The 19,258-nt window shown below is 57.0% G+C and carries 18 protein-coding genes and 1 tRNA gene; 11 read left to right on the forward strand and 8 right to left on the reverse strand.

Features of this window, described 5'->3' with window-relative positions; genetic code table 11:
* Positions 1 to 249: 249 nt before the first annotated feature.
* Complete coding sequence (gene cmk, locus ACO6TI_RS08930) at positions 250 to 876, reverse strand: (d)CMP kinase (RefSeq protein WP_196898598.1); 627 nt, start codon at positions 874 to 876, stop codon at positions 250 to 252.
* A complete protein-coding gene (gene aroA / locus ACO6TI_RS08935; protein WP_055119777.1) occupies positions 873 to 2,228 on the reverse strand; it encodes a 3-phosphoshikimate 1-carboxyvinyltransferase in 1,356 nt (451 codons plus the stop codon). Before aroA ends, cmk begins: the two co-directional genes overlap by 4 nt.
* Before the next feature lie 427 nt (positions 2,229 to 2,655).
* Here aroA and ACO6TI_RS08940 point away from each other — a divergent pair, with 427 nt between their 5' ends.
* Both ACO6TI_RS08940 and ACO6TI_RS08945 read left to right on the forward strand, forming a co-directional pair.
* Positions 2,656 to 3,045, forward strand: a complete 390-nt coding sequence (locus ACO6TI_RS08940) for a TIGR02300 family protein (protein ID WP_104701450.1) — start codon at positions 2,656 to 2,658, stop codon at positions 3,043 to 3,045.
* A 152-nt stretch (positions 3,046 to 3,197) separates the two neighbouring features.
* Positions 3,198 to 3,273: transfer RNA gene (locus ACO6TI_RS08945), tRNA-Ala, on the forward strand.
* 240 nt (positions 3,274 to 3,513) lie between these two features.
* On the opposite strand, the gene ACO6TI_RS08950 is transcribed toward ACO6TI_RS08945, so the two are convergent.
* Positions 3,514 to 4,161: a GntR family transcriptional regulator gene (locus tag ACO6TI_RS08950; protein ID WP_208992837.1), complete on the reverse strand. Its 648-nt coding sequence runs from the start codon at positions 4,159 to 4,161 to the stop codon at positions 3,514 to 3,516.
* A gap of 283 nt (positions 4,162 to 4,444) precedes the next feature.
* Here ACO6TI_RS08950 and ACO6TI_RS08955 point away from each other — a divergent pair, with 283 nt between their 5' ends.
* The 6 genes from ACO6TI_RS08955 to ACO6TI_RS08980 all read left to right on the forward strand — a co-directional run bounded on the left by ACO6TI_RS08955 (position 4,445) and on the right by ACO6TI_RS08980 (position 9,772).
* Entirely contained in the window at positions 4,445 to 5,629 is a 1,185-nt protein-coding gene (locus ACO6TI_RS08955) for an ABC transporter substrate-binding protein (RefSeq protein ID WP_196915867.1), read from the forward strand.
* Between the two features lie 92 nt (positions 5,630 to 5,721).
* A complete protein-coding gene (locus ACO6TI_RS08960; RefSeq protein WP_055119377.1) occupies positions 5,722 to 6,591 on the forward strand; it encodes a branched-chain amino acid ABC transporter permease in 870 nt (289 codons plus the stop codon).
* Between the two features lie 4 nt (positions 6,592 to 6,595).
* Positions 6,596 to 7,582, forward strand: coding sequence for a branched-chain amino acid ABC transporter permease (locus tag ACO6TI_RS08965; RefSeq protein ID WP_196915868.1), 987 nt, complete (start codon positions 6,596 to 6,598; stop codon positions 7,580 to 7,582).
* The gene (locus ACO6TI_RS08970) at positions 7,579 to 8,361 is read left to right on the forward strand and encodes an ABC transporter ATP-binding protein (protein WP_422384780.1); all 783 of its coding nucleotides are present in this window, start codon (positions 7,579 to 7,581) and stop codon (positions 8,359 to 8,361) included. The genes ACO6TI_RS08965 and ACO6TI_RS08970 overlap by 4 nt, the downstream gene beginning before the upstream one ends.
* Before the next feature lie 12 nt (positions 8,362 to 8,373).
* Positions 8,374 to 9,087, forward strand: coding sequence for an ABC transporter ATP-binding protein (locus tag ACO6TI_RS08975; protein WP_345741787.1), 714 nt, complete (start codon positions 8,374 to 8,376; stop codon positions 9,085 to 9,087).
* Between the two features lie 7 nt (positions 9,088 to 9,094).
* Positions 9,095 to 9,772, forward strand: a complete 678-nt coding sequence (locus ACO6TI_RS08980; RefSeq protein ID WP_055119381.1) for an aspartate/glutamate racemase family protein — start codon at positions 9,095 to 9,097, stop codon at positions 9,770 to 9,772.
* Between the two features lie 60 nt (positions 9,773 to 9,832).
* Here the strand turns inward: ACO6TI_RS08980 and ACO6TI_RS08985 are convergent, their stop codons facing one another.
* Positions 9,833 to 10,735, reverse strand: coding sequence for a LysR substrate-binding domain-containing protein (locus tag ACO6TI_RS08985; RefSeq protein WP_422384781.1), 903 nt, complete (start codon positions 10,733 to 10,735; stop codon positions 9,833 to 9,835).
* Between the two features lie 131 nt (positions 10,736 to 10,866).
* On the opposite strand from ACO6TI_RS08985, the gene ACO6TI_RS08990 reads away from it, so the two are divergent.
* Positions 10,867 to 11,835, forward strand: coding sequence for a hypothetical protein (locus tag ACO6TI_RS08990; protein ID WP_422384782.1), 969 nt, complete (start codon positions 10,867 to 10,869; stop codon positions 11,833 to 11,835).
* Positions 11,836 to 11,883: 48 nt separating this feature from the next.
* Here ACO6TI_RS08990 and ACO6TI_RS08995 read toward each other — a convergent pair whose 3' ends face one another.
* From ACO6TI_RS08995 to ACO6TI_RS09010, 4 genes are all read right to left on the reverse strand, one after another.
* The gene (locus ACO6TI_RS08995; RefSeq protein ID WP_422384783.1) at positions 11,884 to 13,284 is read right to left on the reverse strand and encodes an amidase; all 1,401 of its coding nucleotides are present in this window, start codon (positions 13,282 to 13,284) and stop codon (positions 11,884 to 11,886) included.
* 177 nt (positions 13,285 to 13,461) lie between these two features.
* On the reverse strand, positions 13,462 to 14,754 hold the full coding sequence (locus tag ACO6TI_RS09000) for an ATP-binding protein (protein WP_196891788.1): 1,293 nt from the start codon (positions 14,752 to 14,754) through the stop codon (positions 13,462 to 13,464).
* Positions 14,755 to 14,763: 9 nt separating this feature from the next.
* Positions 14,764 to 15,450, reverse strand: a complete 687-nt coding sequence (locus tag ACO6TI_RS09005; protein WP_108873326.1) for a response regulator — start codon at positions 15,448 to 15,450, stop codon at positions 14,764 to 14,766.
* Between the two features lie 22 nt (positions 15,451 to 15,472).
* Complete coding sequence (locus tag ACO6TI_RS09010) at positions 15,473 to 16,081, reverse strand: Spy/CpxP family protein refolding chaperone (protein WP_422384784.1); 609 nt, start codon at positions 16,079 to 16,081, stop codon at positions 15,473 to 15,475.
* A 437-nt stretch (positions 16,082 to 16,518) separates the two neighbouring features.
* Between ACO6TI_RS09010 and ACO6TI_RS09015 the strand changes: the two genes are divergently transcribed.
* Positions 16,519 to 17,886, forward strand: a complete 1,368-nt coding sequence (locus tag ACO6TI_RS09015; protein ID WP_055119781.1) for an ABC transporter substrate-binding protein — start codon at positions 16,519 to 16,521, stop codon at positions 17,884 to 17,886.
* Between the two features lie 68 nt (positions 17,887 to 17,954).
* Complete coding sequence (locus ACO6TI_RS09020) at positions 17,955 to 19,256, forward strand: carbohydrate ABC transporter permease (RefSeq protein ID WP_104701459.1); 1,302 nt, start codon at positions 17,955 to 17,957, stop codon at positions 19,254 to 19,256.
* The last annotated feature ends 2 nt before the right edge of the window (positions 19,257 to 19,258 follow it).

Genomic DNA, 19,258 nt, shown 5'->3' on the forward strand with positions numbered 1-19,258 from the left:
GGCGCACCGCCGGCGGGTTGGTGTTGCACTCCGGATTGTCCGTCTCCCGGGATCGCGGTTTCCGCTGATCCTGCCGCTCGAAAGCGGGCCGGCGGAGGCGGAAGACAAAAAATCCAGTCTCGTCACAGGACGCAGATATGCAGCGTCCTGCCGAAATTACTGTCGTTCTTAACAAGAACAGCTGGCCCTCAGGGCCGTTTGCTCCGGATGCACGAAAAGGGGCACACCTGCCGGCGGACCCCACGTTCGTCAAACACCCTTGGCGCGGGACACGATATCCACAGCCGCCTGGAACGCGGTCTCTATATCCATTTCTGTCGTATCTAGCAAGACCGCATCGTCAGCTTGTTTCATCGGCGCAACGGTTCTCTGGCTGTCGCGCTCGTCCCGGCGCTTCAGGTCGTCCAGCACGGATGTGTAGCCGGCGTCCTTGCCGTTGGAGATCATTTCGTCTGTTCGACGGCGCGCTCGGGCCTCCGGTGCAGCGGTAACGAACAGTTTGACGGTTGCGTCCGGGCAGACAACGGTGCCGATGTCACGTCCGTCCAGAACGGCCCCGGGAGGCGTTTGGGCAAATCGGCGCTGCAGGTTCACCAGCTCTTCGCGCAAACCGCCGAGAACCGCAATACGCGAAGCGGCCTCACCGATTTCATGAGCGGCGAGAATACTCTTGTCCATCTGTGCAAGGTCGAGATTCTGGGCGATCTCGATGGCGACACTCTCGTCGCCGAGCGGGAGGCCATTTGCCAGCAGCGCTGCCGCGACGGCGCGGTAGGTCAATCCCGTATCCAGATGGCGCAGGCCGAAATGATCGGCCAGCCGCCGGGCCAGGGTGCCCTTTCCGGAGGCCGCGGGCCCGTCAATCGCGATGATCATGCGGCCTCGCTGGCATTTGCCGAAATAACGGCCCCCAGTTCCTCAAAGAGTGAGGTGAAGGTGGGGAAACTCGTTGCAATCACGGCGCCGTCGTCAACGGTAACCGGTCGATGAGATGCCATGCCCAGAACCAGAAACGCCATCGCGATCCTGTGGTCAAGATGGGTTGTGACGGTGCCGCCGCCGATATTGTCGGCACCACCCTTCACGGTCAGCGTATCCTCGGTCTCTATGCACGGAACCCCGTTGGCTTCCAGGCCACGGGCAACCGCGGCAAGACGATCGGATTCCTTGACGCGCAATTCGTCGAGGCCCGGCATGAATGTGTCGCCTTCGGCAAATGCGGCGGCAACCGCAAGCACGGGGTATTCGTCAATCATCGATGGAGCACGATCCGCCGGCACCGTAATGCCTTTCAACCTGCTTGCCTTCACCCGGAGGTCACCGACCTCTTCACCGCCGGTTTCCCGGCGGTTGATGATCTCGATGTCTCCACCCATCTCGACCAGGGTGGTGATCAGGCCGGTTCGGTGCTCGTTCAGGAGGACATTTTCGATCATGACGTCAGAACCCGGTACGATCAAAGCGGCAACCAGGGGAAAGCCCGCAGAGGACGGATCGCCGGGCACGTCGATATCCTGGGGCCTCAACTCGGGTTGTCCCTTCAACTTGATGACCCTCTCACCGTTTTCGTTGTGGGAAACGGTGATGTCCGCACCAAAGCCCTTCAGCATCTTTTCCGTATGATCACGCGTGGGGATCGGTTCTATCACCGTGGTTTCGCCCGGTGCATTGAGGCCGGCAAGCAGGACCGCGGATTTGACCTGCGCGGACGGCATCGGAACCCGGTATGTGATCGGCAGAGCGGTTTCGGCACCACGAATGGACGCCGGCAGGCGGTCGCCATCGCGTGCGATCACGTTGGTACCCATCTCGCGCAGCGGATTGAGAACGCGCCCCATCGGGCGTTTGGAAAGCGACGCATCACCGACAAAGGTTGCGGCGATGTTGTGACTGCCGAAGATACCCATCGTCAGGCGCACGCCGGTACCGGCATTGCCGAAATCGATCACTTGTTCGGGCTCCAGCAGGCTGCCGAGACCGATGCCGTCGACGGAATAGGACCCGTCATCGAGCTGTTCGATAATGGCACCCACGGCGCGCATGGCATCTGCGGTGGCCAGAACGTCTTCCGATTCCAGCAGGCCCTTGACGGTGGTGCGGCCGACGGCAAGCGCCCCGAACATCAAGGATCTGTGGGAAATGGATTTGTCGCCCGGCACGCGGATTGTACCGGTCAGGGAGCTGCCCGTGCTCGACGAAAGGGGAGAGGGCGCAGAATCATGTGACATTTTCAATGTCCGCAACTTGGATGTTTTCAAAAAGGTGACACGTCCTATCATGTGGATGCTGCCTCGTCATCTTTCGAGTTTTTCAAGACGCGTGCCGTCACAAAACACTCTGCCGCTTCAGCCTTGAGCTGAAGCAATTTCTGCTCGTGAGCCGCGGCAGGTTGCCGGTTAGGCCGATTGCGACGCGTTTCGGGTTGTGTTGGTCTTTTCATCAACCCGGCTTTTTGCCGTGCTTGTCATCCGCCGGACAAAGTTGAGATTTGTTGGCGAGAACTTTTTTCAGGTGCTTGATATTTGGGCCGCAACGTGCAGAAGAATGGGGCGAACGGCATTTTTCGTCCGTTTTGCCTTTGACACCGGTTGAGCTTGACGCTATGGGGCGGCCCACTTATCAAGTCAGCCATTTAACAATTGAAGGGTGAGCACAGTGGCAAAACCTGAACTTGGCACCAAGCGGCTGTGCCCGAGCTGCGGCGCCAAATACTACGATCTTCTTCGGGATCCGATTACCTGTCCGAAATGCGGCACAATCTTTGAAATCGTTACGGCGACGCGTGCGGTCAAGGCGGCCAAGGCGGAAGAGAAGCCGGTAGAAGAAGAAGAAGATGAAGACGACGCGGCGGCTCCTGAGGTCGTGAGCCTTGAAGAGGCAGATGCGGAAGCGGAAGGCTCCGAAGACGTGCCGGATATTGAAGGCGATGACGTCGAAATCGAGAGCGATGAAAGCGATGACGACGTTTTCCTCGAAGATGAAGACGAAGACGAGGATTCCGTTCCTCCTATTCTCGTCGAAATTGAAGACGACACCGATCAGTAACGTTCTGATTTTAAAGCGACTTTATTCCGCCCGGACTTTTATGTTCCGGGCGGAAATTTTCAAACAAAATTGTGCTTGATCTTGGAAGGCGGTGTGACTATGTTCCGCCTCCATCAGCGCCGGAGACCCAAACCGGCCAACACATGGAACATGGGGCCATAGCTCAGCTGGGAGAGCGCTTCGCTGGCAGCGAAGAGGTCAGGGGTTCGATTCCCCTTGGCTCCACCATTCCTTTCTTTCCGGTTTCTGATTGACTGCAAATCACTGGGCAAAGTGCGGCGCACTTCTTGTGCCTGTACGGCATGTCAGGATCCGGTGTATTTCGACAGTCCTTGCCTTGCCGAAGTTTTGCAATGATGACGTCACAAGGTCTTCGTGTTCTGTGTCATAGGGCGGTCAGACCGGTTGAAAAAACACGTCTCCCGAAAGATTTACACAACGGTCACTTGAAGGTCTGCTGAGGAGCAGTCACCGCGAACCCAGAATGGCGACCAGGTCGTCCTCGTTGGGCTGCTGGTGCTGAAGATTGAGGCCGGCCTGAATGTGTTCAAGGTGATGGCAAACGAGTTCGGCAGCACGCTCGGTGTCTCCCGCCGCAATGGCGTCGAGGATCTGGGCGTGTTCGTTTTCCGGGCACGTGGCGCTTCGATTTGTGCCGAACAAGCCGACAATCAGCGACGTTCTGGTAATCAATTCCCGAATGGTCTTGTTCAGGACGCTGTTGCCATATGCATTTGCAAGTTCGACATGAAACTCGCCAGACAGACGGATGATCTCGCGTCGTTCACCGACTTCACGTGCACGGTCTTCCTTCTCGATATGGTGCCGCAGCCCCGCGATCGCGGTTTCGTCTGACGATTTCGCCAGATTTCGCACGATCCCGGCTTCGATGAGTTTTCGAGCGGAAAAGACTTCGTCGGCTTCCCCAGGTGTCGGGCACGCCACATACGCTCCCTTGTTGGACTGAAGGTCCACGATCCCCTGGCTCGCCAGGAGCAGCAGGGCGCGTCGAACCCGCATCCGCCCGACGCCAAAAGTCTCGCACAGTTTCGGTTCGCTCAGTTTTGTGTTCGGTGCAAGCCGCTGTTCCATGACTGCGGCGTAAATTCGATTCACAATCAGATGCTCGTCTGGTTCTGTCGAATTATTTTCCATTTTGTTCAATGAGTTAGATGGCATGCCGATGGACTGCTCAATGTGAATTACAATCCTATAGATAGGATTTCTCGCATGTCAAAGTCAACGCTTTCCATTCTCTTTGTTAACGAAGTGAATTAAAAACGTTGATAATAATCGTTAACGATTTATAACGGTAGAAGTCGAACCACGAGAAGCACTCAATTTCGGCAAAGTTCGGCAGGAGGAGTCGAGCATCTGGTTTTTTTGTTGGGAGGAACAAATGAAGAGAAGACACTTTTTAGGCGCATCGCTTTTGACCGCCGTCCTTGCGACGACAACATCGATTGCGCTCGCGGAAAATCCGGTCCTGAAAATCGGTTTCGTGGGAGTGACCAGCGGTCCGGCGGCCGCTTGGGGAATTTCAAATCAGCGTTCGATGGAAACCCGCGCTGAGTGGATCAACGAAACGGGTGGCTACACGATCGGTGACACCACTTACGACATCGAGATCGTTTCCTTTGATGATCAGAAGGATCCCAAGCGTGCAATCGCCGGCATGGAAAAAATGGCGCAGGAAGGCATCCACTATGTCGTGGGACCAAACGTGGATGATGGCGCTGCGGCGGTCCGTCCGGTCGCGGAGGCCAAGGGGATCATGTATTTCCCTTACGCCTTTCCAAAAGAACTCTACACCGCACCGGCGTCCAACGCGGTTCTGGGGATGGTCGCAAACTATCAGTCGGGACCAGCAATTTACAAACACCTCAAGGAAAAGGAAGGTGTGAACACCGTCGCATTCATTGCGGCGAACGAATCCGACCCGCTCAGTCAGCGTGACGGAGGTGTGGCCGCAGCTGAAGCCCTTGGTCTGGAAGTCGTTTCCGACAATGTCACCTACCAGGTCGACACGACCGACTTCACGCCGGTTCTGACCCCCGTCATCCGTACGCAGCCCGATCTACTGGTTCTGTCCGGTGTGTCACCTGCCAACGCCCCGCAGCTGATCCGTTCAGCGCGCGAGCTCGGCTTCCAGGGACTGATCTCGACCGAAACCGCTCAGGACGCGACTGTTCTACGGGAAGGTGCCGGGGAACTGGCCAACGGCTTTATTTCCGTCGGTGGTGCATCCACACCGGAAATCGCATCGGATGCGATGAAGGAATTTGTCGAACGCTATACGAAGATGTTCGGCGAATACAACGATGAGTCGAATACCAAGGTCTATGCTCTGGAATACATTCTGGAAACGCTCAAGGCGAATCCGTCGGCAATCGACAATGTCAAGGAATTCCAGTCCACCATGGACACGTTCGAGGCGCCTAACCCCTACATGAAGGGCGATGCGAAGCTGCGCTATGTCGGATCATCTTCGTTCGGTCAGAAGCGCCAGGTTGCTGTTCCCCTTGTGGTGAATGTCTACCAGGATGGTGAGTTCAAAACGCTCTTTGTCGCTGAAGTCGACTAAGCCGGTCTTTCTGCTCGGGCTTTGAGCTGGACCAGCGTTTTTCCCGGGCCGATCCTGCGGCCCGGGACACCGGAACCATTCACGGGACTCTCATGGAACAGATTCTAGCAAATGGCATATACCTGGGTGCGCAATACGCGATGATCGCCCTTGGCCTGACGTTGATTTTCGCCTTGATGAACGTGCTGAATTTTGCTCACGGGCAGATGTATGTTCTCGGCGGCTTCGTCACCTATACATTCTATGGGCAGCTCGGCTGGCCATTCGTGGTCGCACTGCTGGCATCTTGCGTTACGCTGGCCGTGCTGGGGGCGCTGATCGAAAAATTTCTGTTTGCACCTGTCATAAGACGTTCTTCACGCGAAGAAAGCACGATGTTGTTGGCGGCAGGGCTGGCGTTCTTTTTCGACGCTATCATCCTGCTGGTCTTTGGCGAAAAGCAACGCGGCGTTCCCAAGATCGTGAATGGCGTCCTGAACTGGGATTTCCGGATCATCATGCCCTATGACCGGATACTGATCTGTTTTCTGGCGATATTGTCGATCGTCGGGTTCATCGTCTTCATGCAGTATTCCAAGACCGGGCGGGCGCTGCGAGCACTTGCGCAAGACAGGACCGCAGCTCAGCTCATGGGAGTGAACGTCGAACGTTATTCCATGATCGGATTTGCCATCGGAGCAATGCTGGCCGGCCTGGTCGGCGGTCTGCTGGTGACAATCACTGGTGTCAATCTCGGCATGGGCGGACCGACGTCGATCAAGGCTTTCATGATGGTGATGATCGGCGGCGCAGGTGTGATTTCCGGCGCGATCGCCGGCGGAATCATCCTGGGTTTCATGGAGGCGATAGGCCTGGCGGTACTCTCGCAATACGGCGATATCACCTATCTGCTTATCTTCGTGTCCTTGATGATCTTTCTGGCCATCCGTCCGCAGGGACTGATGGGCAAGCCCTGGGGGTAAGCCGATGCCAAGACTGTCAATGATCCAGTGGACGGGCCTTTTGGTGTTTCTGCTCGCCGTCTTTGTTCTTGTCCCGGCCTATATCGCGGCTTCGGGAAGAACCGACTTTTACTACACCCTGACATCGGTTGCCTTGCTGTCGATTGCGAGTGCCGGTGTCTGGCTGACTTTCTACATCGGCCGCATCAATATCGGTCAGGGTGCGTTCGCTCTGATCGGGGCTTACGTGTCTGCAATTCTGGTCACGAAGGCCGGCATTTCATTCTGGCTGTCATTGCCTCTGGCAGGGTTGTTTGCCGCCTTAGTATCGGTTTTGATCGGAGTGCCGATCCTAAGGCTGCGCGGTGTCTATTTCGCGATGATCACGCTTGTCCTGACCCAGGTCGTTACACTCACGGCCCTCGCACTGCCGGTCACCAATGGCGCAAAAGGGATCACGTCCATTCCCTTGCCGGGGGAGATCTCGGTATTTGGACTGACGGTTATTCCGGATTTTGCGGGTCTGGAAAATCCGCGCCTCGCTTTCTACTACACATCCTGCGCACTGATGGTGCTGACCTTTGCCGCAATGTACCGGTTGGTGAATTCACGGCTCGGCCATCTGTGCCGCTCGATGCAGCAAAACGAGGAACTGGCCAGCTCGATCGGCGTCAACATCGCCTATATTCGCGTCATTGTGTTTGCGATTTCCTCCTTCCTTGGCGGCATCGGTGGGGCAATGTTCGGATCGATCGCACAATCGGTCTATCCCTCCAGTTTTCAGGTCACCGACAGCGTGAATTTCATGCTGAACTGTTTCCTGGGCGGCCTGGGCTATGTGTTCGGCCCGATGCTGGGAACGCTTGTTCTTTATTTCGGCTGGGATCTTCTTTTCGAGCTCGGGCGGTATCAGCTGCTTGTCTATTCCGGATTGCTGATCATCCTGATGCTCTTCCTGCCTAATGGTCTGCTGAGCCTCAGGATACGCGGCAAGGGAGTTGCAGGCAGATGAGCAATCTTCTCGAAGTTCGCCACGTGACCAGGAAGTTCGGCGGCCTGACGGCCAACAACAATATATCTTTCAGTGTCAAAGAAAACGAGATCCTGTCCGTCATTGGCCCGAACGGGGCGGGCAAGAGCACCTTGTTCAAGATGATCTCGTCATTCCTTCCCACATCGTCCGGCGAGGTCCTGTACAGGGGCGAGCGCATCTCCAACCTGAAGCCTCATACCGTCGCCAGGATGGGCGTCGTGCGCACGTTCCAGGAAACAACCATTTTCAAGTCGATGACGGTGCGCGAGAGCATTGTGGTCGCACAGCACCTGCGCGCGAAGGCCTCTCTTGCCGGATACTTCTGGGGCACGAAGTCCGCTCGCGAGGACGTGGAGAGTTTTGGCCGTTACGCGGACGACCTGATCGACTTTCTCGGCATCTCCGCGATCCGCAACGAACTGGCGTCCAACCTTCCGCAAGGCAACCTGCGCGCGCTTGGTCTTGCGATCGGTCTTGCGACTGACCCCAAGGTGTTGCTGCTGGATGAGCCTTTCGCCGGGATGAACCACGACGAAACCATGCGAATGGTTCAACTGGTGCGCAAGGTGCGCGATGACCGTGGTGTGACGGTTTTACTTGTCGAACATGACATGCCTGCCGTGATGAGCATTTCCGATCGGATCATAGTGCTGAATTTCGGCGAAATGATCGCCGAAGGGACTCCAACGGAAATCCAGAACAATCAAAAGGTCATCGAAGCCTATCTGGGCAGCGCCGATGACGAGATCGGAATCTGAGCCATGGCCAAGATGTTGGATTTCGCAAATGTCGAGCTTTACTACGATCACGTTTATGCGCTCAAGGGCGTATCGATCGACCTGGAACAGGGCGAGACCGTCGCGTTGATCGGTTCCAACGGCGCCGGAAAAAGCTCAATCCTGCGTGCGATCACCGGGTTGTCTAGGATCAGGTCCGGATCGATTTCCTTCGAAGGGGAACAGATCGACGGAACCAACGCCGCCGATATCGTTGCCAGGGGGATCGCCATGGTACCCGAAGGCCGGCGTGTGTTTCCCCTCATGTCGGTCAAGGACAACCTGATGATGGGCGCCTTCACGCGCACCGACAGGTCCGGTATCCGGGATACGCTCGATTCGGTGCTTGAACGTTTCCCTCGGCTAAAGGAGCGATATGCGCAAAGCGCCGGAACACTTTCCGGCGGCGAACAGCAGATGATGGTGATCGGACGGGCGCTGATGGCAAAACCGCGTCTCTTGCTCCTCGATGAACCATCCTTGGGTATCGCACCGAAACTCGTTCAGGATATCGCCCGTTCCATCGTCGCAATCAATCGTGACGAAGGCGTTTCGGTTCTGCTTGTTGAACAGAATTCTCGCATGGCATTGTCGATCTCGAACAGGGCATATGCGCTCACGACGGGTAACGTCGTTATCTCCGGAAACTCCAAAGAGCTGTTAACTGATCCTCGGATCAAGGCCGCCTATCTCGGCGGGGAAGTGTGATGCTGCCATGAAAATTCTTGTGGTCAATCCAAACACGACACAATCGATGACCCGAAAGATTGAAGCGGTGGCGCGCGCTGCCGTTCATCCCGAAACAGAGATCATTGCAACCAGTTCGAAAGATGGGCCTCCGAGCATTCAGGGTTTTCTGGATGTGTCCACCTGTGTGCCCGGTCTGTTGGCCGAGGTCGCTCGGCACCCGGATGTCGACGCGATTGTCGTTGCCTGCTTCGACGACACCGGCGTGGACGCGGTCCGCTGTCTCACCACCGCGCCGGTGATCGGCGTCGGCGAGGCGGCTTATCACGCGGCGGCCATGATCAGTCCGAAGTTCAGCGTCATCACCACCATGTCCAGGTCTTTGCCGGGCCTGGAAGCCAACCTGATGCGGTACGGGTTGGACCGGAGGTGCGTCAGGGTGCGAGCCACCGACGTTCCGGTCCTGAAGCTTGAGGAAATGGACCCCGGCACGCTCGACAAGATCCGGGCGGAAGTCAAATGTGCCATCGAGCAGGACCGGGCGGAAGCCATTGTCCTGGGGTGCGCCGGCATGAGCGATCTGATGACGCAACTGTCTCGGGAATTCGGTGTTCCGGTAGTTGACGGTGTCGCCTGCGCGGTCACGTTCGCAGAGGCACTCGTGAAGGCAAATCTGTCGACGTCAAAGTCCTGCTCCTATGCGTGATGCCGGTTCCATCGCGTGTCCCCGGCCTCGGCGCACCGGTTTGGCGCACCGGATGTTCACTTATGATAGTTCGTCCGAAAGCCATGAAAGCAGCTTGCCGGTGTCGGAATGGGATGCACGGGTTGGTCCGCGATAAACCGAGATTTCAGCGGGCCGGGTCACAAATTCCTTGCAGGGTCTGATGAGTTTGTTTTCTTCAATCATCGTCTGCGTCGTTCGGTGCCAGCCGAGCGCGACACCCTGGCCCGCAACGGCTGCCTGAAGGGCAACCGGATAGCTGTCGAACTGAACATGACGCGAGCGTTTGGGCTCCTTCGCTTCAACGGCTTCGAACCAGCCTGACCAGTCCATCCAGTCCTGGGGAATGACCCGATGTGACAGCAGCGGATAGGCAGCGAGTTCCCGGGGTTTCAATATCCGTTTCTGCGTCTTCAAGAGCTTGGGTGCACACACCGGAAATATGTCGTCCGATGCCGTAAATGCCAGTCTCGCAGTGCCGGACGGACGACCGGTTGTTTGGACGGCCACATCGAAATGTTCCTTTGCCTCGGTAATCGGATTGAGCGAGCTTACAACTCTCAGTTCAATCCCCGGATGGCGCTCATGAAAACGCGCAAGCCGTGGCATCAGCCAGTAAAAGGCCTCGCATAACTGGCAGTGCAGAATCAGCTCCTCTGACCTCCTGCCGCCTCTTAGCAGTGCCATTTCCTCGGCGATATCAGTGAGAGCGCGGCTCACGACCTGGCCAAGCCTGCGTCCTTCGTTCGTAACAAAGACCGCTCTGTTCCGGCGCTCGAAAAGAGTCGTTCCCAGCTCTTGTTCGAGTTGGGCAATTTGCTTGCTGACCGCTGTTTGGGTCATGCCGAGTTCGTCTGCAGCGCGTGAAAAACTTTCAAGCCGCACAGCAGCTTCAAAAGGTTTAAGGCGGGAAAGCGGCGGGAGCGAGTGGCGCAAGTTTTTCATAACCTAGGCTCATGCAAAAACGCGGAAATATCGCTTTTTTACAATATCTATCCATGATTTCAAATACGAAGCACGTAGCCGGTCATATTCTGTGCCTGGATAGCTGATCCATCGAACAGCCGGAGTTGCAAATGTCGTCCACTGCAAGGATTGGACTTATGTATTGTCTCGTCTTCGTTTCCCTGGAGGCTTTTCAGGCAGTTTACCTCGGGGCGGTTTTCCAGAAAGTCGACTCGTTTTTGGTTGGGGCGTGGGTGTTCGGTGTTTCTGTCGTCGGCTGCACTGTGATGACTGCCATTTTCCGGCCTGACGAGCTTGCAGTGTCATTGAGGGCGTGGAGAATTGTACTCGCACTCAATCTGTTCGCAGCGGTGACGTGGTGCACCTATTTCCTGGCAGTTCAGCTTATCGAACCGGCGATTGTATTCACGATTTTTTCGGGCATGGTCCCGATGGGTACGGTTCTGGCGAAACTGATTGGTTTGCCGGAGGCCTCGTCCTTCAGGCGGAAGTCGGTTGATCTGGGCAACATCCTGATTTTCCTGGCGATCTTGTTTCTCGCTGCAATAACGGTTTTGGGCTTCTCCGGATTTGTGCGTGGAGGCTGGCTCATGGCTGTAGCTGGTGTTGTCTTGTCTGCGCTTTCGGGCACCTGCACGGCCTTTGTCATTCTTTTTTCCGTACGCCTGAACGGTCATGGCGTGGGCCCGTTGGCACAATTCGGATTTCGTTTCTTGCTGTATACGTGTCTTGCCCTGATCGCGTTCGCGGCAGGTTTGGACGATAAGGGAGATCACACCGTAGCCGCGGATTTAGCCCTGGTTGTCCTGATCGGATTGGCCGTCATTGCCTTCCCCCTCTATCTTGTCCAACGGGCAATCCCGCTCCTGCATGCGTCGGTGATAGCTGCCATGACTGCCCTGGGCCCGGTAATGGTGTTTTTGATGCAATTGATGGAAAGACGGGTCGACTATTCGGGAGCGACACTTGTGGGGGTGAGTATCTACATGGCTGGTGCCTTGCTCGCGGTTTTCGGTGCGACGCGACCGGCGGCAGGTTCTTTCAGTCCAGGCAAGGACAGTCAAAGTAACTGTCATTGAGTCCAGAAAATGCAAATCTGGTTTTCTCGTCCGGCGTTTTGTCGCAGATCACATATCCAGGGTCTCTTCTAGTTTTGCGATGAACGACAGAACATGCGCGTCCGCCCCGCGTGCGCCGATGACCTGAAGCGCTACGGGCAACCCTGCATGTGTCTTGCCGCATGGAAGAACGCCCGCGGGTTGTTGCGTCAGATTGATCGGGAAACTGAAGCTGGCCCATTCCGTCCAGCGTTCAAGGCCTGAACCTGACGGGACTTCCAGCCCGGCTTCGAACGCCGGAATTGTGACTGCCGGCGACAGGATGAAATCATGGTCGGCAAGCGCCTGATCCATTCTTGCACCGAAGTCGGCTCTTTCGACCTGGGCACCAACAAGACGCCGGGCGTCGAACGCGGCACCGGTGTCTGCTATCTCCACCAGACCCGGATCGATCCTCGCGCGGTCCGCGGCACCAAAAGGGGAAAGACGCGCGGCAGCACCGGAAAACCAGTGCACGTGGAACATGTCAAGAAGGTTCCTGCCAGGCAATTCGAAAGGCTCGACGATTGCCCCTTCCGCCTCCAGTGATTTCAGTTGCCGGTCGACAATCGCCGCGATTTCCGGATCCAGAGTGCCTGCCGGTGGTGTCGACCAGTAGCCGATGCGCAGTCCCTTGAGCGACACCGGCGCCAGTTTCAGTGGTGCGAGTACCGCTTCTCCCTGGTACCAGTCTCGCCGATCCCGGCCCGACATCGACTTGAGCATGGCAAAGGCGTCTGCCGCGTCGCGGCACATCGGTCCTATATGGGCTACGGTCCCGAAAGCACTGGCCGGATAGGCAGGAACCCGTGTGAATGTCGGTTTCAGCCCTGTGAGGCCGCAAAAGGCCGATGGAATTCTGATTGATCCGCCACCATCGGTACCCAGGTGAAAGACACCGGCGCCAAGTGCCGCCGCGACGGCCGCGCCTCCGGATGATCCACCTGCGGTCTTATCCTTGTTACGGGGGTTTCGGGTGATCCCGAACGCCTTGCTGTCGGTGACCGCTTTCCAGCCGAATTCCGGTGTCGTTGTCTGCGCGAGGAAAATGACACCCGCATTTCGCATCAGCTGAACGCTCGGCGCATCCGCGGTCGCAGGAGCGTCACTTGTAACCGAGCTACCGTACCGCACCTGCCAATCCTTGACCCAGACAATGTCCTTGATCGTTGCGGGGATGCCGTCGACCTCTGAAAGCGGTGCCCCATTTGCCCAGCGGTTTTCCGAGGCTTTCGCCGCATCCAGCGCTCTGGCGTGATCGATGAACGAAAAGGCATTGAAGACGGGATCGATTTCCTCGGCTCTCGCCAGACATGCCCTGACGACCTCGACGGGAGAAACGGATTGTCGGCGATAGGCCTCGGCAAGCTCGCGAGCACTCATCTGACAAAGCGGGTCCGCGCTGTTAAACGCCGGGTCGTCGGTGGTCATCGGCAATCGCCTTTTGTTCTGTTCCGCCTGGATGGTATTGGATTTTCAGGCCCTGGCCATACCTAATCAGCTTTCTTGATGGATGAGAACGGAACTTCAACAATTGTAAGAGCGGATAGCTTCACAAGGGCTGCTCAACGATCATGTGAAGCACAGGCGAATGCGCAATGACGGTCGTCAATTTGCACCGGACACCAGCGGCAGGCTGACGCGGAGCATGGAAGCTCCCTCCTGACCGGTGACAACGAAGGCTGTGCCACCATGAGCTTCGGCGATCTTGCGCACAAGGGGCAGACCAAGACCGTAGCCGTCTACATTCTGCTTGTCGGAAGCGCGAAAAAAAGGCTGGAAGACATTTTCCCTGTCTTGTTCCGCGATGCCGTTGCCGCAGTCGATCACGTCGATCTTGACGGTATTGCCGGCTACGGAGAGGCTGATCGTCACCGGCGGTTCGCCGTGTTTGAACCCGTTTTCGAGTAGGTTTCCGAGCATGCGATGCAAAAGCCGCGGGTTGCCGACGATTTCGGGCGCACGTCCGGAATACGAACAATTATCGAAACGTGAGCATTCCTCGGCAATCAGTGCGAGAAGGTCAACCGGTTCGCTCTGGCCCATTGAGGTGTCTCCGTCGAGACGGCTCATGACAAGGATCTCGTCGATCAGGGCGTCAAGTTCGGCAATGTCCCGCTGGAGTGCGCTGCGCCGTTTCGCCGACTGGTCTGTCTGCTCCATTTCAAGACCGAGTTTGATGCGCGCGAGCGGCGTTCTCAATTCATGCGATGCGTTGGCAAGCAGAAGCCGGTGCGCTGTAACCAGCTTTTCAATCTTGTCAGCGGCCGCGTTGAATTTAAGGGCAAGCTGAGCGACTTCGTCCTGACCCTGCACGTCAACACGCGCATGGAGATCTCCGGAGCCGATGCGCTCAACGCCCTGGCTCAGGGTTTCAAGACGTTTCGCCAGACGGCGGGAAATCGGGTAAACGCCGATCCCCACGCTGACGGCGACAAGAACCAGCGTAAGCAACAGGTTCAAGAGTGTACCGAGCGGGGCTCCGTCATGTGCATCGGCAATCAGCTGGCGTCCGTCCGGGAGCATCAGCGAAAGAACAGGTCCGCCGCGTGTCCGGAACCAGCCGGTCTTGCCAGCATGTCGTTCCGGGGGCAGGTCGGCTTCACCGAATGCAGCGATCAGCTGGCCGTTTTTGTCGAACAGCGACAAGGCGATGTCGAGTTCCTCGCCAAGTCCTTCGATAGTGCGTCGCTGGTCGGCGATACTTGCGTTGGCTGCTGGCAGTGTCAGTGCAACGAATCGACTGACCGTGTCCAGGATGTTCCGGTTATGACGGTCCCGGCCCACAACCTCCCACAATATGCCTGACAGGATCACCACCAGCACAAGACTTGCAACGATGGTCGCATAGATCTGGAGGTAGAGCCGGCGCATCAGGATCGATGTGAAAAGGCGACGCATGTCGCGCTCCTATTCCTGCGACCGGGCGAAGACATACCCGGCCCCTCGTACGGTGATAAGCCGGCGGGGTTTGTTGGGGTCGTCCTCGATTTCCGCGCGAATGCGTGAAACATGCACGTCGATCGAGCGGTCGAAGGCTGCAAGGTTCTCGCCCTTGAGTGCATTCATGATTGTGTCTCGGGAAAGCACACGGCCGGCACGACTGGCAAGAACTTCCAAAAGCTGGAACTGGTGTGCAGTCAGGTTGCAGACGTGGCCGTCGACCCTTGCTTCCATCGCAAAAGAGTCAATTTCTAGCCTGCCGAAGCGCAATATTCTGGTGTCCGTTTCACTGCGGCCGCGGCGCAACACCGCTTTCAGGCGGGCAAGCAGTTCTCGTGGTTCGAACGGCTTTGGCAGGTAATCGTCCGCGCCGAGTTCCAGTCCGATTATCCGGTCCATCGGCTCACCTTTCGCCGTGAGCATCAGGATCGGGGTTCGGTCGTTCGCCCGCAGCTTGCGGCAGACTTCCAGACCATCGATGTCGGGCAGCATGATGTCCAGCAGGATGGCATCGAATTGCTGTCGTCTTTGCTGGTCCAGACCTTTCTGGCCGTCAGCGGCAATCGTGACCTTGAACCCCGAGGCGCCGAGATAGTCCCGGACCATCTCGGCAAGTCGGTTGTCATCCTCAATCAGGAGAATCTGCTGGGGCATTCTTGGCAAGGCTCAGATAGGTTCAGCGATGGCGGAAACGTCGACCCATAGCACGGAATTCCTCGATACGCTCGTCGAGTTGTGCTCTCTGCTCAGGTGTGAGCACCGCCGCAACATCAACGATCATCGCGGTCAACGTCTTGCTGATCTCATCCGCCACGGCCAGTTTTTCAGCGCGCAGCGCCTCGATTGCAACGCGATCGATTTCCTGTGCCAATAACAGTGCGCGCAGGTCTTCAGAAACGCTCGCGAATTCCCGGTGGTTTTCCTTCATCCCGAGCGCGACCGGCGTCACGATGCTGACGATCTCTGTCTGCTGCTCCGGCGTGGCGTCAATCTCGATGGCGACGTGGCGGACGACGCGTGTCAGTCGTTCCTTGATGTCGTCGTCGCTCATCCGGTGCAGCATGCCCGGACCACCTCCACCTCGGCGCCAGCCCACGGTCTGAACGTTGGGGAGTTCGGCACGTCCGGGCGCGACGAGGTTGCCGAACCCCGCTGTTTGAGGAGCGCTGGTCACGGCAAATGCGGTTCCCGACAGAATGCCGGCGCAAATGACGCAAGCCGCGACGACACGCCCCGCTTTTGCCGTGCTTGATCTCAGGCGGGAGTTCTCAAGTTTGTTAAGCATGGAAGGCTCCTGTGGGTTGAAGAAATTTTGAAGCGAAGTCTCTGACCATCGCCGGAAAAGGCAGGGGCGGACCCTGTCCAGCGCTTTCCGGCGATCGGTCGGACTGTCTTTTGCGTCCCCCGGCAATCTAGAATTGGATCGCTTCGGTTTCTGCCGTTCGTCGCTTTTGTAAAGAAATGTAAAGTGGACCTTCCGAGGTCATTCCGGGCCCGGCTGAACAGGTTTCTGTGCTGGCAGCGAGATTGCCGGAACACGGGTTCGTGTGACTTCTGCACTGATTTTGGCCTTCAAAAGCCTGGCATCCCAAAATGTTCGAAAGTGTCATACAGCCGTAATGACTCGGCGGTATTGATCGTCTTGCACACGTGTGCAAAGATCCTATCCTGCGCTGTGAATTCCTCAGGGAGGCGGCGCAAGACAGAAAGCAGGTGAGATTGATGACTACTCTTGTTTCCAAACTGCGCCAGTCCACTGCGGCTGCCGTTCTGGCTCTCACAGCAGCGACCGTTGCCGGCGAAGCCTTCGCAAAAGATCTGACAATCACCGTATGGGCCGGGGGGTCCAACGACAGCGATGCGTATCGCTGGGAAGCCATTGAAATGGCGGCCGACATTCTGGAGCGCGAAGCTGCGATCCTCGGCGAAGACCTGAATATTACCGTTGAATCCAAGGGGCAATTCGGTAACTGGCAGGAATTCAAGCAGGCGGTTACGCTGGCAGCCGAAGCAGGTACTGCGCCGAATATCGTCGTTACCTCCCATCTCGATATCGCACCCTGGTCGGAAGCCGGCTACATCGTTCCGGTCGAAGAATATCTCGATATCGATGCCTGGCCGCTCAACGACATCTATCCCAACATAATGGAAATCGCCGCATTCGATGACGTGCAGTGGGGCCTGCCGCAGGATGCGGAAAGTCGTCCGTTTTTCTTCTGGAAAGACACCTTGAAAAAGATCGGCTACAGCGACGAAGACATTGCTGCAATTCCGGCCAGGGTTGAAGCTGGCGAATACACGCTGCAGAACGTTCTCGAAGACGCCAAGAAGGCGGTTGACATGGGCGTCGTGGAGGAAGGCTACGGCTTTTACCCACGCGTTTCCAACGGTCCCGACTACGCGCAATTCTATCAGTCTTTCGGCGGGGAGCTCCTTGATCCGGATAGCGGCAAGCTGGTCCTCGACAAGAAAGCGATGGAAGAATTCTACCAGTTTTTCGTTGATGCCGTTGATGCCGGAATCACCCGGAAGAACCATCTCGGAACCGATTGGGGCCAATGGTACAACGAGGTCGCCAATGGCAAGGCCGCCATCTGGCACGGCGGCACGTGGCACTATGGACGCTATGCCCAGGAAGGCAACGAGGATTTCTGGAATACGATCGAGTTTTCCTTGATCCCGGCCGGCACTGAAAATGGTCGCGCCAACACAATTACGCACCCGTTGGTCTACCTCATCACCGACAATGCGGATGACGAGGCAGAGGAAATTGCGGCCAATCTCGTGAAGATTGCTTCCGAGCCGCGCCTCAATACGCTGCACGCGATCAAGTCCAATCACCTTGGTATTTCCAGACAGCAGTCCAACATCGAGCTCTATTCGAACAACCGCTGGGCTGACGAAGCGACTGACCGCCTGCTTGCCCACGCGAACTCTCAACCGAACCACGTCAACTACGGAGCGTATTCGGAGGCATTGTTCAAGGGACTTGAAGCAGCCTGGACCGGCACAAAAACTCCGGCCGAAGCGGTTGCCGAGGTTGAAGTTCAAATGAAAGCCACTCTCGGCGACGAATTGATCGTCCGCTAAGCCCATAACCTAATCAGCAAGCGGACGGGGCGGCTACCGCCCTGTCCGGCCTCAAACGGGAGCATCTTATGCAACGCTCGAGCTGGCTGGGTTTGGCCTTTCTGTCTCCTGCACTCATCGTCGTCCTGTTGTTTTTCATGGTGCCGGTGGTACTGACAGGCTTTTTTGCGTTCACCAACATGAGCACTGCAACGGGTGTGAAGGGCGGCGAGTACGTCCTCAACGCCAGCGGATTGCGGGCGCTCGCGGATGCAGGGCTTCCTGCAAAGACACTGGATCAGATCGAAGGCGCCGGTTACCGGGTGGATGCCAGGGGACTGGAAGCCTTGGCTGCGGATTTTGGTCAGCCGACTGCGGATGAATTTGGCAAAGTGCACACCGGCGAGGTCTTTGCCAAGCGACGCGACGTCGAACGCGCGCTGAAAGGTCTACGCTCAAACCCGATCCGGAAAACGCGGGACCGCAAGGCCGCCGCTGAACTGTTCAAGCGATCCATGATGAACGAGCGCTTCCCAACCTTGCCCGCATTTGAAGCGGCACTTGAGGAAGCGAAGATCCCGGAGGCCGACCGTCCTTTGATCACGAAGGTCGCCTATACCGGTTGGGTCTGGACAGCAGAAAATTTCGGCTTCCTGTTTTCACTGGAATCCACGTGGCAATACGCCAAGAACACCGGGATCTATGTGGTGTTTACCCTGTCGTTCAACGTGCTTTTCGGGTTGTTCCTGGCAATTGCAACATTCTATTTGCCGGCGGGGCAAGCGTCCACTTTTCGGGCGATCTGGTTTCTTCCGCGCATACTTCCGCCGGTGCTTTACATCGTGATGTGGCGCTGGTTCACCTGGGACACAGGGTTCATCTCCACGGTGCTGTCCGGCTTCGGCGTGGCGCCAAAGAACTGGATGCTGGACACCGAGTTCCACGCCTGGACGACAATAGTCCTGATCAACGGATTTGTCGGTGCTTCGATGGGGATGATCGTGTTTTCCTCCGCCATCCGGGCGATCCCGTCCTCCATGCTCTACGCCTCGGAAGTCGATGGTGCCAATCGGCTGCAGCAGATCTGGCACATCATTCTACCGCAGCTCCGCTGGCCGATCCTTTTCATCACGTCCTATCAGACCATGTCGCTGCTGACGTCGTTTGAATACATCTACCTTGCAACTGACGGGGGACCGGGCGGTGCCACGGAGGTATGGGCCCTGGCAGCGTTTCATACGGCCCTCAACAACTACGGCGGCAACCTGCAATACGGACTGGGTGCGACCTATGCCCTGCTCCTGGTCGTCATCGGGCTGCTGGCGAGCCTCGCCTATCTGCGGCTGTTCAATTTCCGCAACTTGCTCATAAAACCGCGGATCGAGGGATAAAG

This window comes from Roseibium album (assembly GCF_965233825.1).
GTDB lineage: Bacteria > Pseudomonadota > Alphaproteobacteria > Rhizobiales > Stappiaceae > Roseibium > Roseibium album.

Coding starts and splice junctions, on each gene's coding strand:
- cmk (WP_196898598.1), bottom strand. CDS start 876: ATGATCATCGCGATTGACGGGCCCGCGGCCTCCGGAAAGGGCACCCTG.
- aroA (WP_055119777.1), bottom strand. CDS start 2,228: ATGTCACATGATTCTGCGCCCTCTCCCCTTTCGTCGAGCACGGGCAGC.
- ACO6TI_RS08955 (WP_196915867.1), top strand. CDS start 4,445: ATGAAGAGAAGACACTTTTTAGGCGCATCGCTTTTGACCGCCGTCCTT.
- ACO6TI_RS08960 (WP_055119377.1), top strand. CDS start 5,722: ATGGAACAGATTCTAGCAAATGGCATATACCTGGGTGCGCAATACGCG.
- ACO6TI_RS08965 (WP_196915868.1), top strand. CDS start 6,596: ATGCCAAGACTGTCAATGATCCAGTGGACGGGCCTTTTGGTGTTTCTG.
- ACO6TI_RS08970 (WP_422384780.1), top strand. CDS start 7,579: ATGAGCAATCTTCTCGAAGTTCGCCACGTGACCAGGAAGTTCGGCGGC.
- ACO6TI_RS08975 (WP_345741787.1), top strand. CDS start 8,374: ATGTTGGATTTCGCAAATGTCGAGCTTTACTACGATCACGTTTATGCG.
- ACO6TI_RS08980 (WP_055119381.1), top strand. CDS start 9,095: ATGAAAATTCTTGTGGTCAATCCAAACACGACACAATCGATGACCCGA.
- ACO6TI_RS08985 (WP_422384781.1), bottom strand. CDS start 10,735: ATGAAAAACTTGCGCCACTCGCTCCCGCCGCTTTCCCGCCTTAAACCT.
- ACO6TI_RS08990 (WP_422384782.1), top strand. CDS start 10,867: ATGTCGTCCACTGCAAGGATTGGACTTATGTATTGTCTCGTCTTCGTT.
- ACO6TI_RS08995 (WP_422384783.1), bottom strand. CDS start 13,284: ATGACCACCGACGACCCGGCGTTTAACAGCGCGGACCCGCTTTGTCAG.
- ACO6TI_RS09000 (WP_196891788.1), bottom strand. CDS start 14,754: ATGCGTCGCCTTTTCACATCGATCCTGATGCGCCGGCTCTACCTCCAG.
- ACO6TI_RS09005 (WP_108873326.1), bottom strand. CDS start 15,450: ATGCCCCAGCAGATTCTCCTGATTGAGGATGACAACCGACTTGCCGAG.
- ACO6TI_RS09010 (WP_422384784.1), bottom strand. CDS start 16,081: ATGCTTAACAAACTTGAGAACTCCCGCCTGAGATCAAGCACGGCAAAA.
- ACO6TI_RS09015 (WP_055119781.1), top strand. CDS start 16,519: ATGACTACTCTTGTTTCCAAACTGCGCCAGTCCACTGCGGCTGCCGTT.
- ACO6TI_RS09020 (WP_104701459.1), top strand. CDS start 17,955: ATGCAACGCTCGAGCTGGCTGGGTTTGGCCTTTCTGTCTCCTGCACTC.